We start from the raw sequence: 13,181 nt of genomic DNA, 5'->3' as shown, positions 1-13,181 counted from the left end.
TCGAAAAATATCGTCCAATCATTGAGCGTGGCATCGCTGAGTACAATAAGAAAAATAAAATGAGCGTGACCCAGCTCACGCTGCTCACTTCCCTGAGCATGATGGGCGCAGGCATCATCATGCTGCCGGCCAAGCTCGCCTCGCTCGGCACGATTTCCTCTCTTTCCTGGCTTCTGACGGCCACGGGCGCCACTGCGATCGCCTACGTCTTTGCCCAGTGCGGCATGCTTTCGAGAAAGTCGGGCGGCATGGGCGGATTCGCGGAATACGCCTTCGGCCGGACGGGCTCCTACCTCGTCAATTACACCTACGGCGTTTCGCTCGTGATCGGAAACATGGCCATCGCCATGGCCTCGGTCAACTACGGACTCTACGCGTTTAACGTGACTATCTCGCCGACGGCGCTCTTCATCGCGACGCTTGCCCTGCTGTGGCTGTCGACCTTACTCAACTTCCTCAGTCCCGCCTTCACGGGTCATTTCACCGCCTCGGTCATCTGGGCGCTGCTCCTGCCGCTGCTGCTCCTCATCCTGATCGGGCCTTTCTGGTTCTCCGGGGAAATGTACATGGGGAACTGGAATCCGCAGGATCAGTCATGGTGGGAGGTGCTGCCCGAGAGCTTCTCCATGATGCTCTGGGCCTTCCTCGGTCTTGAATCGGCCTGCGCCAATGCCGAGGCCGTGGACGAGCCCGAGAAGAATGTCCCGAAGGCGGTCCTGTTCGCCACGCTCCTCACGGCTTTCATATATATTTCAACGACTTCCCTCATTGCCGGAATCGTTCCCAACGCGAGCATCGAGGCGAGCAACGCCCCGTTCGGCGTCGTGTACGGCGAACTCCTCGGCGGAACCGCTGGCACGGCGGCTTCCTGCCTTCTCTGGGTCGGCTGCATGGGGTCGCTCGTGACTTGGCAGTTCACGCTCGGCCGAGTCTTCAAGTCATCCGCGGACGTCGGCTTCTTCCCGGCGGTCTTTTCGAAGGTGACCTCCAACAACGCGACGGTCAGCGGTCTGGTCATCCTGACGCTGCTTCAGTCCGTGTTCCTCATTCCGGCGGGTTTTGTCGAGACATTCTCCGCCTATGAAGCGCTCACTGAACTCACCGTCGGCATCACCGTCTTCGCCTTTGCGCTCTGCGTCTGCGGCAGCCATGCCATGGGACGCGAGGAGGGGATCTCGAGGGGCAGGATGCACACGCTTCGCCTCGCCATCGTCATCAGCCTGCTCTGCGTTGTCTTCACGCTCTGCTGGCTTCCGAATGAAGCCGTGAAGGAGGGATTCCTGATTCTGCTCTTCGGCTGGATCGCCTTCGCCTTCTGGTCGCGAAGCCGGGCATGAATGAAAAAAGAGCGGATCTCAGCGATCCGCTCGAATGGCAACCTCAGTAGATGGTTCGCTTGAAGCCGGCCGTCGATTCATCGAGCCAGAGGGACTTGACGAGTTCCTTGAGGCTGTTTTTCTTTTTCCGAGGCTTCTTCTCCGGTTCAGTCGCTTCACTCGGCGAGACTTCGGCAGGTTTCTCCGGCTGAGCGCTCTCCTTGACCGGCGCGTTCTCAGGAACCTCGGCGCGGGTCTCCGCGGGCGGCGGCGTCGCCGGCTTCCCGGCCGGGCTCTCAGGAACTGTTCCTTCGGCGGGCACTTCCTCGCCGCAGTCAAGCAGCGAAGCCTGCGCGACAAGCTGATAGCCGCGCTTGGGCACCGTCACCACATACTCAGGCGCATCACCGCGGGCACGTCCGTCGCGCAGGTATTTCCGGAGCTCGAAGATGAGCTGCGTCACCGTCTGATCGGTGACGACGGTGCGTTCCCAGAGACCGTCCACGAGTTCCTTGCGCGTCAGGACCTCGCCCTGATGGCGTGCAAGGAAGAGGAGAGTGTCGATCAGACGGGGCGGCAGCTTGACGCCGGGGTGCCCCTGACGCTCAATGGTGTTCGTCGCGGAAGAGACGGTGAACTCCCCGATGAGCCATTTTTCTAATCGCATGTCAGTACTGAGGGAAGGTGTCAAAAAAATCAGTTTAGATAAATCTGCCCCAAACTTCTAGAGAGGAGAAGCCGGACGGACTGTCAGACGAACGTTTCCCGCACGCACTGTCGCGGTGCGTCCTGCACAGACCCGGTTCCCCGGGGCGGATGTCGTCCGATGACAAATGAGAATTATCTCAGGCTTACGCCCGGGATCGGTGCGGGAGGTAGAAGCAGGTGTTAGGTATTTCCACCTATTTTCATACCGACCGGTCGGTTTGATAATTCGCCCCGCCTGAAACGCGCAGCCTCATCCAACCGATGACGCCGGGCGCAGGAACACCTGTCTTAGGGAGCGCGGCAAAAGAAGACCGCGCCCCGCCAAAGGAGAAGCAAAACATGAAAACCCAGATCATCGCCGCCGCCGTCTGCTCGATCTTTGCCGCCGGCGCTGCCTTCGCCGCCCCGGTCACCGCCGAGGGCACCGGCATCGGCAAGCACGGTGACGTCACGGTCGCCGTCACCTTCGACGGCAACCGCATCACCGACATCAAGATCGTCAAGGAGCAGGAGAACCCGGTCCTCGCGAAGAAGGTCTACACGGACCTCAAGGCCCTCGTCCAGGAGACGAGCTCGGTTGACGTGGACGTGGTCTCGGGCGCGACCTTCACCTCGAAGGGCCTCCTTGACGCCGTCGCCGACGCCGCGAAGAAGGCCGGCGTGAAGCTCGCCAAGGCCGACCGCCGCGCGCTCGCCAAGGCCGGCAAGAGCATCCCGAAGAACTCCACCTATGACGTCGTCGTGATTGGCGCGGGCGGCGCGGGCTTCTCGGCCGCCATCGAGGCGAAGAACGCCGGCGCGAACGTCGTGCTGCTCGAGAAGATGCCCGCCGTCGGCGGCAACTCGCTCATCTCGGGCGCCGAGATGAACGTCGCCCAGAACTGGGTCCAGCCGAAGCTCGGCATCACGGATGACTCCCCTGAGCTCCACGCCGCCGACACCATCAAGGGCGGCGACAACAAGGGCGATCCGAAGGTCATCAACGTCATGACCCACAACGCGCTTGACGCCGCGAAGTGGTGCCGCGACTACCTCGGCGTTCGCTTCGAGGACGACAACCTCTTCTTCTTCGGCGGCCACAGCCGCAAGCGCGCCCTCATCCCGTTCGGCCACACGGGCACGGAGTTCATCTCCAAGTTCCAGGCCAAGGCCGATGAACTCGGCATCCCGGTCATCACCGGCATGAAGGCCGAGGAGCTCATCAAGGATCAGAATGGCCGTGTGGTCGGCGTCAAGGCCACGATGGCCGGCGAGGAGTACACGTTCAACGCCAAGGGCGGCATCGTGCTCGCCACGGGCGGCTTCGGCGCGAACCCGGAGATGGTGAAGAAGTACAACCCGGCGATCGACGAGCGCTTCAAGACGACCGACGCCCCGGGCACCACCGGCGAGGGTCTCTACATGGCCGAGCGCGCCGGTGCCGAGCTTGTCAACCTTTCCTATATCCAGACCTATCCGATCTGCGACCCGATCTCGGGCGTTATCGAACTGATCGCCGACTCCCGCTTTGACGGCGCCATCCTCATCAATCAGGAAGGCAAGCGCTTCGTCGAGGAGCTCGAGCGCCGCGACGTGATCTCGCAGGCGATCCTCGCCCAGACCGGTGCCTACTGTTGGGTGCTCTGGAACGACAAGATCGGTGCGATCTCGAACACGGTCACAACGCATCCCACCGAGTACGAAGCCTTCACGAAGCAGGGCATTATGACGACCTGCGATGACCTGAAGTGCATCGCTGACTTCACGAAGATTCCGTACGACTCGCTCAAGGCCACGACCGAGCGCGTGAGCTCGATGACGGGCAAGGGCAACGACAAGGACTTCAAGCACCGCGCCGGTCTCGTCGACCTCTCGCAGGGCAAGTATTACGTGATCAAGGCCGTTCCGAGCGTGCACCACACGATGGGCGGCGTCCGCATCAACGAGAAGGCTCAGGCCCTCACGGCCGAAGGCAAGGTGATCCCGGGTCTCTGGGCCGCGGGTGAGGTGACTGGCGTCACGCACGGCACGAACCGCCTGGGCGGCAACGCGTACACCGACATAATCGTGTTCGGTCGCATTGCCGGCAAGGCCGCCGCTGAAGCCGCGAAGTAATCTTTAAACTTAATCAAGTCCCGGCTCGTCATCCCCGATTGACGGCCGGGCGTTTCTTTCTTTTCCCCGAGGCGTTTCCGGAGTCCCACAGCATGAGTGCACCGCTCACCGAAAAAGCCAGGCAGACGCGCGGGCGGATGATCCGCTGCGCCCAGGAGATCATTCTTGAGGACGGCATCGAGGCCCTCAGCATGGACCGCGTCGCCGAGCGCGCCGGCATGAGCAAGGGTGCCGTGATGTACCACTTCAAGACGAAGCGGGCGCTCCTCGCCGCGCTCATCGAGGCCTATGCCGAGCACCTTGACGAACGCCTGAAGCACGCCGAGTCTTTCTTCGAGGGAACGCCCGACGAGACGCTCGTTCCCGGCTACATCCTCTGGTTCCGGGAGTTCGACAAGAACAACATGGGCTGGGCCGACATCGGTCTCTCGCTTCTCGTGCAGAAGGTGCGTGATCCCGAACTGCTCCAGCCCGTCCGCGACTGGTACGCGAGGCTTCACGAACGCGTGGCGCAGATGCCTCCTGAGCGCCGCATCCGCACGCTTCTTGTGCTGATGACGATGGAGGGTTTTTTCTTCACGCGAAAGTTCGGTCTCGACCTCATGACCCAGGACGAGAAGAACGAGGTCTGTGAGGAACTGCTGACGCTCAGCTGCTCAGCGGCAAAGCCGCGCGCCGGCTGACTGAGCGCAGCCCTTCAGAGCTCTCCCGGCTCCCGTAGCCTCGGCGCCGCAAAGCGGCGGTTCTCAAGCACAGGGAGAGACGCGCGTGCGCGCGTCACCGCATCCGCCTCGATGTCGGCGAATAGAAGCTGATCCGAAGCACCGCACTGCGCGGTGACGACGCCGAGCGGATCGACGATCTTCGAGGACCCGATGCACGCCGCGCCGCACTCGCTCACGGCCGCGACGAAGGCGGTGTTCTCGAGCGCTCTCGAACGGAGCGTGATGTCCCAGTGGGATTCCTTCAGCGGTCCCCGGTACCAGGCCGCGGAGACCACTAGAAGCGTCGCACCCTTCAAGGCCAGCGCCCGCGCGAGCTCGGGGAAGCGGATGTCGTAGCAGGTCATGAAGCCGCAGCGGAAGGGCCCGATGTCAACGAGCTCGGGAACGGATTCGCCCGCGAGGCAGTTGTCGCTCTCGCGCCCGCTGAAGGCGTCGTAGAGATGAAGCTTCTGGTAGGTGAGGAGAACCTTGCCGTCCCGCACGACGAGGAGATCGTTCGCGCACCGGGTCTCCCCGGGGATCCTTGCGAGCACCGTGCAGACCACGGTCACGCGGCGGCCCTTCGTCGCCTCGCGGAGCGCCGTGACGAAGGGGCCGTCAAGCGGCTCCGCATGCGTCCTGCTCCACGCAGGAGCGCCCGGCTTCTGCGCGATCACGCTCTCGGGCATCACGAGGAGCTCTGCACCGCCCGCCTCGGCGCGGTCAATGAGGTCGCGGACGACCGCCTGGTTCTCCTCGCTCGATTCCCTCACGGAGAACTGTCCGAGCGCGATGCGGAGCGTCTTGTTTTCGGTCATGCAGGTTCTCCTTGAGGTGAGGCGCAGAAAGAGGGCGAGGGCGGATGTGGAATCCCGGCGGCACGGAACCCATCATAGACGGGCGGACCGTGTGCCGTGGGGGAGGGTCGCGGTGCAATTCGATGTGTCTCTTCCGAGGACATCCGCCCCCATGATCGGCGAAAATGTGCCCAACATGTGACATTCCCTCGGTCCGGCCTCTCCCATGCACGTCTCCCGCATCTTCCCTCCCGGCTCGATCCTCCTGCGGCTTCTGGCCGCGGGATTCCTTTCGCTCGCCCTCGGCGCGGCGCATGCGGCCGGCGATTCCGCCGTGCCCGCGGAGTCCGGGGCGCGCAAAGTCGTGATCGGCTCGGTGTGGATCTCCGAGCCCTCGAGCTCCGCGCGGCAGATCGACCGCGCCTTCGAAGCGCTTGAGAAGGCCTTCACGAGCCGCGGCATGACGGTCGAGGTGAAGATCCTCCCGACCGACAAGCTCGGGGAACTCATCGAGGCGGGCGAGGTGGACCTCTTCCTTGCGAGCGGCGGCCTTTACCGCAGCTATCTCTCGAAGGGCGCGCGCGACATTGCCACGCTCTTCGATCCGCGCTCGGCGTCGCCGAACCGCGGCATCGGCTCGGTCGTGATCGTGCGCAGCGACCGCGATGACCTGCAGCTGCTCTCCGACCTCGAGGGGCGCAGCATCATGTCGAGCTACACGAACGCCTTCACGGGCAACGCCTACGCGATGGGCGAGATTGCGCTGCGCGGCTACGACCCGGAGAAGTTCTTCGCGGAGAGGATCTACCGTCACCCGGCCGGCCGCGTCATTGACGCCGTGATCGCCGGCGAAGTCGAGAGCGGCGTCGTCGTCGCCTGCCTGGTGGATGAACTCGCCGCCGCCGGCGACCCGCGGGCGAAGCTCGTGCGCGTGCTCGAGCCCCGCTCCGGGGACGGGTTCTCCTGCCAGCACACCTCCGAGCTCTACCCGAGCTGGACCTTCGCGACGACGCCCCGGGCCTCGTCCGAGGTGAGCACGATCGCCACGACGACGCTTCTCACACTCCCGGCGAACGCCGTGAAGGGCGAATGGCGCTGGTCGGTGGCGACGGACTTCAGCCGCACGGACGCGCTCCTCAAAACCCTGCGGCTCGGTCCGTACCGGATCCTGCGCGGCTGGACGCTCCGCGGGTTCTTCGAGCGCTACTCGGGCGCGATTGCGCTCGGCACTTTGGCGGTGCTGCTCCTCGCCTTCCACAGTTCGATCGTGGGCGTCCTCGTGCGGCGGCGCACGCACGAACTCTCCGAGGCGCTCAAACGCGAGCGCGTGCTCTTCGCCGAGAAGACCGAGGCGACGGAGCGCCTTGAGACCCTGCAGCGCGTGGGCGCGGTCGGGCAGATGTGCTCGATGCTCGCGCATGAACTCAAGCAGCCGCTCGCTGTGATGCGGCTCTCGGCCCGCGCGCTCCTGCGCTTCCTCGAGGAACCGGAGCCCGACACGGAGCGCATCTCGCAGGCGGCGCTCGCGATGCAGCGCGAGGCCGGGCGCGCCGCGGAGATCGTGGACCGGGTGCGCGCCTATGCGGGCAGAAAGTCCGATCGCGTCGAGACCGAGCTCCGCGACGCCGTCGCGCTTGCGATCGGGAACCTCGAGAAGAGCGGCCGCTGTCCGGTGAAGATCGAGACCAGGATCGCCGGAGAGAAGTTCCCGGTGCTGGCCGACCCCCTTGAGCTCGAGCTCGCGATCGTGAATTTGTTGAAGAACGCGGGCGACGCCGTGAAGGGCGTGAAGGCCCCGCGCGTCTCGCTCTCGCTCGTGCGCGAGGACGGGAAGGCCGTCGTGACGGTCACCGACAACGGGTCGCGGCTCTCGGACGAGGCGTTCGCGAAGTTGGGCGAGCCCCTGCGCACCTCGAAGACGGACGGCATGGGCCTCGGCACCGTGATCGTCGCGAAGGTGGCCGAGGCCGGGGGCGGCGCGCTCACCTTCGAGCGGGCGTCCGAGAAGGGCGACGGCGTCCGTGCCCGCTTCACCATGCTGATCATTGAAAAGACTGAGGAAAAAGACAAATGACCAGGGAAGAGAGACCTCTCATCCGCATCGTTGACGACGACCCGGCCATGCGCTCGGCCTATGCGCTGATGCTCTCGGCCGAAGGCTGGGAGACCGCGGAGTACGAGGACGCGCATGCGTTCCTCACGGGCGACGCCCCGTCACGCCCGGGCTGCGTGCTGATGGACTACCAGATGCCCGGCATGAACGGGCTCGATCTCGTGCGCGAGATGCACTCGCGCGGCATCAAACTGCCCGTCATCTTCCTCACCGCGCACGCGGACGTGGATCTCGCGGTGCAGACGATGAAGGACGGCGCGCTCGACTTTCTGACGAAACCCGCCGACGAGGAGCGGCTCCTCACGGCGATCGGCGCGGCCGTCGAGCGCGACCTGCGCGCGCACGCCGGCATCCGCGAGCCCGCGGTCGAGCGGGCGCTCTTCGACGAGCTCACCGAGCGCGAGCTCGGCGTGGTGAGGCTCGTCGCACGGGGGCTTCTCAACCGCGAGATCGGCGAGGCGCTCGGCATCGCCGAGAAGACCGTGCAGGCCTACCGCGCCGCGGCCTACCGCAGGCTCGGCGTCAAGAGCGCGGCCGAGCTCACCGAGCTCCTCATCCGCATTGGCGAGAGAACCTGACGGGAGGCGATTGAAGCACTGATTGACGGCGGTGAGGGTTCCCTAGGGAACTCGAAAAATAACCTTCTCCTCACAACGAACGCGGGGAACGAAAAAGCTTCCGGAAGTCGTAGGCGCCCCGGGTTCGGACCAGTCTGACTTACTGACAGAAGGAGAAGTCACAATGCAGTTCAGCCGCCGTAAGTTCATCACGGGTTCCGCCGCCGGCGCCGCCGCCGGTCTCTTCGGTGCGTCCGCCTTCGCGGCCCCGACCCCGTCCCTCCGCCCGCTTCCCGCCTCCTGGGACATGACCACGGACGTCGTGGTCTGCGGCTCCGGCATCGCCGGCATGAGCGCCGCCACGGCCGCCGTTGACAACGGCGCCTCGGTTCTCGTGTTCGAGAAGGATGTCAACTACGGCGGCGCCGCGATCATCAACGGCGGCATCATCGCCCTTCGCGGCGGCACGCGCTTCCAGCGCGAGGCCGGCGAGAAGGACACGCCCGAGGCCCTCTACGCCCACCTCACGAACCCGCTCAACGCCGAGTACCGCAAGAACGATCCGCGCCTCGCGAAGAAGTATTCCGAGTACTGCGGCGGCACCCAGGAGTGGCTCGAGGAGCGCGGCGTGAAGTTCATGTCGACCTTCACGAAGTCCGGTCAGTACGACAGCCAGCACAAGGAGTCCTACCTCCACATCTGGACGGACAATCCCGGCGACTCCAACGCGAAGCCCCAGCCGACCGGCGGCTACCGTTGCGGCCGCGGCATCATGGTTCCGCTGCGCGCCTACTGCGAGAAGAAGGGCGTGAAGCTCTTCTTCGAACACAAGGTCACCGACGTCTACCGTGACGCCGACGGCAACTGCGTCGGCTGCCGCGTCGAGGCCGCGGGCAAGGTGATCAACGTCCGCGCCAAGAAGGGCGTGATCCTCGCGGGCGGCTCCTTCAAGAACAACCGCAAGATGCGCTGGCTCGTCGACCCGCGCCTCGCCGGCGAAAACATCTACGCCACCGGCTACCCGCACTACGACGGCGACGGCTCGGCGATCATCGCCGGTCTCCGCGCCGGTGCGATGTACGAGGGTGACCGCGGTGAGGACACCGCCCACCTGCGCCGCAAGTTCGGCACGACCCGCTACAACTTCCCGAAGGGCAGCAAGTACGGGTGCCCGGGCATCGCGGTCGCCGGCCCGCGCTGGGGCGACACGATCTTCACGAACCGTGACGGCCGCCGCTTCGTCCGCGAGGAGGATGTGAGCGACTTGGGCGGCTACAACTTCTACGACATGGCCCTCGTGCAGCCCGAGCAGAAGCTCTGGTGCGTCTTCGACGACCGCGTCGCGAAGAAGAACCGCTGGGACACGACCCAGCCGCAGTGCGAGGAGGGCTATGCCTTCACCGCCGCGACGATCGAGGAGCTCGCCAAGGTCACGAACCAGCCCGAGCTGCCCGCCCAGGTCGAGCGCTTCAACAAGTTCGTCGAGGCCGGCAAGGACGACGAGTTCGACCGTCCCGCCAAGCTCCTGAAGCGCAAGATCGAGCAGGGCCCGTTCCACGCCGTGCGCATCATCATCTTCGCCCACAACTTCACCGGCGGCCTCGCGATCGATGAGAACGCCCGCGTGCATGACATCGAAGGCAACGTGATCCCGGGCCTGTACGCCGCGGGCGAGACCGCGGGCGGTCTCTACGTCGGCAACGGCATGCCGCGCGGCATCATGCCGGGCCGCTTCGCCGGCGAGCACGCCGCCCAGCGCAAGGCGTAAGCCTTCTGCGCAGCCAGAACTTCCCTTCGGGGAGGCTCAAGGGAATGCGCCTGCGGTGTCTCCGGTCCCCCGGTCTCCTTCCAGGGGGAAAAACGACTGCGGGCGCATTCCATCCCTCGGACATATCTCCTGAAAATCCCCCTCGTCCCGGAGGGGGATGACCCCAAATCATGAAGAACGCCATCCTTGCCGCCATCCTCGCCGCCGTGAGCTTCACGGCGAACGCCGCCGACGCCGCCATCTCGAAGGACATGTGCATCGCCTGCCACGGCTCCTTCGACTCGATCATCGAGAAGAACGTTCAGGTGGACGCTGATCCCGCCCCCGTGAACCCGCACAAGTACGTCCCGCACACGGACAAGAAGGCCGAGAACGTCTGGGAGTGCACGACCTGCCACACGCCGCACGCTATGCCGCCCCAGAAGGGCGCCAAGGCCGAGGCGAACATCGAGCAGTGCTACTCGTGCCACCACCAGTTCACCTTCGAGAAGTGCTCGTCCTGCCACAGCTGATCGAATTCCTTCAGGTCTCTTTTCTTTTTCTCTGCTCTCAATCCCATCGAGGTGCATTTTTTCTTCTCCGTTATGCACTTCGCGGGTCTTCAGACCGCCGTCGCCACACCGGGCCCCCCGGAGTGCGACGGCGTTTTTTTCGAAATGATTTCGCGTGAGCCGCCGCCGGCGTCACGCTGAGCAGATCGGTGCGCGGCCGGCCCCGAGGGGCAGCTGGGGTGCTCCGTGGGCCGGGGCCGGCCGCAGGCACCGAGGATTCAGCGCTTTTGCATGTCAAGCTGCGTGCAGACACTCACCGCCTTTGCGCAGACGAGACCCGCGAGCGGGAGCGCGCAGGCCATGAGGCAGACGGTCTGGTAGCTGAGGCCCGCCTCTCTGAGCGTCCCCATCGCGACCGGACCCACGAAGCCCGCGAAGGCGAAGCCGAGGAACATGATCCCGTAGTTGACCGAGTTGTTTTTGCCGCCGAACTCCTCCGCGGTGAAGCCCGGGTAGATGCCCATGAAGGCGCCGAAGGAGAGGCCCGTGAGGATCATGCCGGCCCAGAAGAGGTGCACACTCGCGCCGTCCGCGGCCCAGAGCGGGAGCAGACCTGCGATCGAGAGGAGAAGCGCACCGCAGAGTGCGGGCAGCCGGCCGAAGCGGTCCGATGCGGCGCCCGCGACGATGCGGCCGCCGACGTTTGCGAGCGCGATCATCGAGACCGCGCCTGCGGCGGCCGGAACCGAGAGCCCGGCGAGCTCGCGCGCGATCGAAAGCCCGTGCGAGATCACCATCATGCCGGGAATGCCGCCCGAGAGAAGCATCAGGATCATCGGCCAGAAGCGCCTCGAGGCGAGCATGCCGCGCCAGTTGACCTCCTCGCGAGCCGGGGCGGGCCTGCTGCCGCGCTTCTGTTCACCCAGGGTCTTCACGAAGTCGGGCGGGCACTTCATGAGGAAGAGGCCGCCGCCGGAGATCACCACGGTGAAGACGAGGGCGAGCGTGAGGAGCGCGTACTCGACGCCCTCGGCCGAGATGAGCCACACGGCCACGGGTGGGAGGATCACCGACGAGAGCCCGTAGACGGCGGTTGTGAGGCCTCCCGCGAGCCCGCGGTGGTCGGGGAAGAACTTCATCGTCGCGTTGATCGTGCAGCCGTAGACGAAGCCGAGACCGATGCCGAAGACGAGGCCGTAGCTGAGGACGAGGAGGAGCGGCGACGTCGCTAGGCCCGTGAGCGCATAGCCCGCGCCGATGAGGAGCCCGCCGCCGGCCACGACCCAGCGGGGCCCGATGCGGTCATTGACGAAGCCGCCCGCGATCATCGGGACGGGCCCGACGGCATTGGCGAGGCTGAAGGCCACCGCGAGGCTCCCCGCGGTGATGGTCTCGCCCGTGAGCGCTGTGAGGCGCTCGGCGAGCGCCGGCGCGAAGACGGACCAGACGTAGATCGAGCCCGCGCAGAGATTGATCGCGCAGGCAATGGCGAGCAGGATCCAGCGCTTCTCCTTGAGCTGCATCTTGAGGGCTTCTCCTTTTCAAATTTGTTTCGCCGGGAGCAGTCTGTCGCGCTCCTCTGGCCGTGTGGTATGGTCAGGAGCAAGTTTGCCTCAAGATGCGTCAGCTTTGTGTGGGGTCGTGTGTCACTGCTCGCCAGTGGGGAAGGGGGGATTGGTGATGGGAGTCGATTACGCCGTAAAACGGAGCTTCAAGTTCATTGCGCAATTGAAAAACCAGGAGAGTCTTTTTTCAACAAAGTACATCGAATCTTTCAGAATTTCATCTATATTTTCTGACTGAAGCAGTTCTTCGAAGGAGGCTCTGGCCGTCTGAGCGCAATGTTTTTCAATACTCACATATCGCACGAAATCAAATCCGCTCTGAAGCATCAGCAGATGCTGAATAAGACGATCCATCATCAGACTGTTTTCATGGAATGGCTCGATCTGTGATATGTCACAGAGGAAGCGCGGAATAAGGGCGAGCGGTTCCGTAATTCCGTATTCAAATTCATGAAGAAAGCTTACCCGAAGGGCCTCAAACTCGGCCGGCAAAAGGTGTTCCTCTTCGGCATCCTCAGCAAGGGCGTCGCCGCCGCTCTTCCATCTGGATTCGGGATGAGCCTCCTGATAGCGCCTGGTGTGACTTGTGAGTGTGTCATGGATAAGACGAATGTTATCCGGTGTCAGTCTGAGTTTCTTGTATTCTTTCTGAACGAGGTCCAGTGCGTCTCGGTAGCCGGCGATTCCGCACTCATCCATTGTTTTCGGTTCGGTACGATAATTGATAATTGCTCTGAATCTCCTATCGCTTGTGTGAAAGTCATCCATGAGGGTGGAAAAATAGATGTCATCAAATCTTGCCGTCGAGGAAAGCTGTCTAAATTCGTTTGCATTCTGTGCACGAAGGTATGCCAGGTGAACATTTGATTCGCGGATTATGCTGATGAGGCTGAGGGTTTTGTTGGGCCATGGGCCGAGGTTTGCATAGTCACGGAATGATTTCATGCAGATGTCCCTGTAAATAGTTTTTTTATAAAAAAAGCGCGGCAGCCTTTTCGGGTCACCGCGCTTCTTCCCGATGGAGGACTCGCCGGGGATTGCTCCCCGGCCGTCCGGACTGAGTTCAGT

General features: G+C 63.9%; 11 protein-coding genes. 7 read left to right on the top strand and 4 right to left on the bottom strand.

Annotated elements, in window-relative coordinates; genetic code table 11:
* Positions 1 to 17: 17 nt before the first annotated feature.
* A complete protein-coding gene (gene potE / locus Q4F91_RS06015) occupies positions 18 to 1,337 on the top strand; it encodes a putrescine-ornithine antiporter (RefSeq protein WP_368660977.1) in 1,320 nt (439 codons plus the stop codon).
* A gap of 43 nt (positions 1,338 to 1,380) precedes the next feature.
* Here potE and Q4F91_RS06010 read toward each other — a convergent pair whose 3' ends face one another.
* Positions 1,381 to 1,983, bottom strand: a complete 603-nt coding sequence (locus Q4F91_RS06010) for a winged helix-turn-helix domain-containing protein (protein WP_303335692.1) — start codon at positions 1,981 to 1,983, stop codon at positions 1,381 to 1,383.
* A 380-nt stretch (positions 1,984 to 2,363) separates the two neighbouring features.
* On the opposite strand from Q4F91_RS06010, the gene Q4F91_RS06005 reads away from it, so the two are divergent.
* Together Q4F91_RS06005 and Q4F91_RS06000 are read left to right on the top strand one after the other, a co-directional pair.
* Positions 2,364 to 4,118, top strand: a complete 1,755-nt coding sequence (locus Q4F91_RS06005) for a flavocytochrome c (RefSeq protein ID WP_303335689.1) — start codon at positions 2,364 to 2,366, stop codon at positions 4,116 to 4,118.
* A 92-nt stretch (positions 4,119 to 4,210) separates the two neighbouring features.
* The gene (locus tag Q4F91_RS06000; protein WP_303335686.1) at positions 4,211 to 4,801 is read left to right on the top strand and encodes a TetR/AcrR family transcriptional regulator; all 591 of its coding nucleotides are present in this window, start codon (positions 4,211 to 4,213) and stop codon (positions 4,799 to 4,801) included.
* 14 nt (positions 4,802 to 4,815) lie between these two features.
* Here Q4F91_RS06000 and Q4F91_RS05995 read toward each other — a convergent pair whose 3' ends face one another.
* A complete protein-coding gene (locus Q4F91_RS05995) occupies positions 4,816 to 5,640 on the bottom strand; it encodes a nitrilase-related carbon-nitrogen hydrolase (RefSeq protein WP_303335683.1) in 825 nt (274 codons plus the stop codon).
* 205 nt (positions 5,641 to 5,845) lie between these two features.
* Between Q4F91_RS05995 and Q4F91_RS05990 the strand changes: the two genes are divergently transcribed.
* From Q4F91_RS05990 to Q4F91_RS05975, 4 genes are all read left to right on the top strand, one after another.
* Positions 5,846 to 7,693: a PhnD/SsuA/transferrin family substrate-binding protein gene (locus Q4F91_RS05990; RefSeq protein ID WP_303335680.1), complete on the top strand. Its 1,848-nt coding sequence runs from the start codon at positions 5,846 to 5,848 to the stop codon at positions 7,691 to 7,693.
* On the top strand, positions 7,690 to 8,310 hold the full coding sequence (locus Q4F91_RS05985; protein WP_303335677.1) for a response regulator transcription factor: 621 nt from the start codon (positions 7,690 to 7,692) through the stop codon (positions 8,308 to 8,310). Before Q4F91_RS05990 ends, Q4F91_RS05985 begins: the two co-directional genes overlap by 4 nt.
* Positions 8,311 to 8,473: 163 nt before the next feature.
* Positions 8,474 to 10,057 (top strand): FAD-dependent oxidoreductase, encoded by a 1,584-nt coding sequence (locus Q4F91_RS05980; RefSeq protein ID WP_303335675.1) that lies wholly within the window; start codon positions 8,474 to 8,476, stop codon positions 10,055 to 10,057.
* Positions 10,058 to 10,227: 170 nt separating this feature from the next.
* On the top strand, positions 10,228 to 10,569 hold the full coding sequence (locus tag Q4F91_RS05975; RefSeq protein ID WP_303335672.1) for a cytochrome c3 family protein: 342 nt from the start codon (positions 10,228 to 10,230) through the stop codon (positions 10,567 to 10,569).
* Between the two features lie 257 nt (positions 10,570 to 10,826).
* On the opposite strand, the gene Q4F91_RS05970 is transcribed toward Q4F91_RS05975, so the two are convergent.
* A complete protein-coding gene (locus Q4F91_RS05970; RefSeq protein ID WP_303335669.1) occupies positions 10,827 to 12,071 on the bottom strand; it encodes an OFA family MFS transporter in 1,245 nt (414 codons plus the stop codon).
* Positions 12,072 to 12,239: 168 nt separating this feature from the next.
* A complete protein-coding gene (locus Q4F91_RS05965; protein WP_303335667.1) occupies positions 12,240 to 13,058 on the bottom strand; it encodes a hypothetical protein in 819 nt (272 codons plus the stop codon).
* Between the last annotated feature and the right edge of the window lie 123 nt (positions 13,059 to 13,181).

It is taken from the genome of Sutterella sp. (genome assembly GCF_030539355.1).
In the GTDB taxonomy this organism is placed as follows: domain Bacteria; phylum Pseudomonadota; class Gammaproteobacteria; order Burkholderiales; family Burkholderiaceae_F; genus Sutterella.
Note: the sequence above shows the minus strand (reverse complement) of the source record. Positions and strands in the feature narration are given on the sequence as shown.

Coding starts and splice junctions, on each gene's coding strand:
- Q4F91_RS06010 (WP_303335692.1), bottom strand. CDS start 1,983: ATGCGATTAGAAAAATGGCTCATCGGGGAGTTCACCGTCTCTTCCGCG.
- Q4F91_RS06005 (WP_303335689.1), top strand. CDS start 2,364: ATGAAAACCCAGATCATCGCCGCCGCCGTCTGCTCGATCTTTGCCGCC.
- Q4F91_RS06000 (WP_303335686.1), top strand. CDS start 4,211: ATGAGTGCACCGCTCACCGAAAAAGCCAGGCAGACGCGCGGGCGGATG.
- Q4F91_RS05995 (WP_303335683.1), bottom strand. CDS start 5,640: ATGACCGAAAACAAGACGCTCCGCATCGCGCTCGGACAGTTCTCCGTG.
- Q4F91_RS05990 (WP_303335680.1), top strand. CDS start 5,846: ATGCACGTCTCCCGCATCTTCCCTCCCGGCTCGATCCTCCTGCGGCTT.
- Q4F91_RS05985 (WP_303335677.1), top strand. CDS start 7,690: ATGACCAGGGAAGAGAGACCTCTCATCCGCATCGTTGACGACGACCCG.
- Q4F91_RS05980 (WP_303335675.1), top strand. CDS start 8,474: ATGCAGTTCAGCCGCCGTAAGTTCATCACGGGTTCCGCCGCCGGCGCC.
- Q4F91_RS05975 (WP_303335672.1), top strand. CDS start 10,228: ATGAAGAACGCCATCCTTGCCGCCATCCTCGCCGCCGTGAGCTTCACG.
- Q4F91_RS05970 (WP_303335669.1), bottom strand. CDS start 12,071: ATGCAGCTCAAGGAGAAGCGCTGGATCCTGCTCGCCATTGCCTGCGCG.
- Q4F91_RS05965 (WP_303335667.1), bottom strand. CDS start 13,058: ATGAAATCATTCCGTGACTATGCAAACCTCGGCCCATGGCCCAACAAA.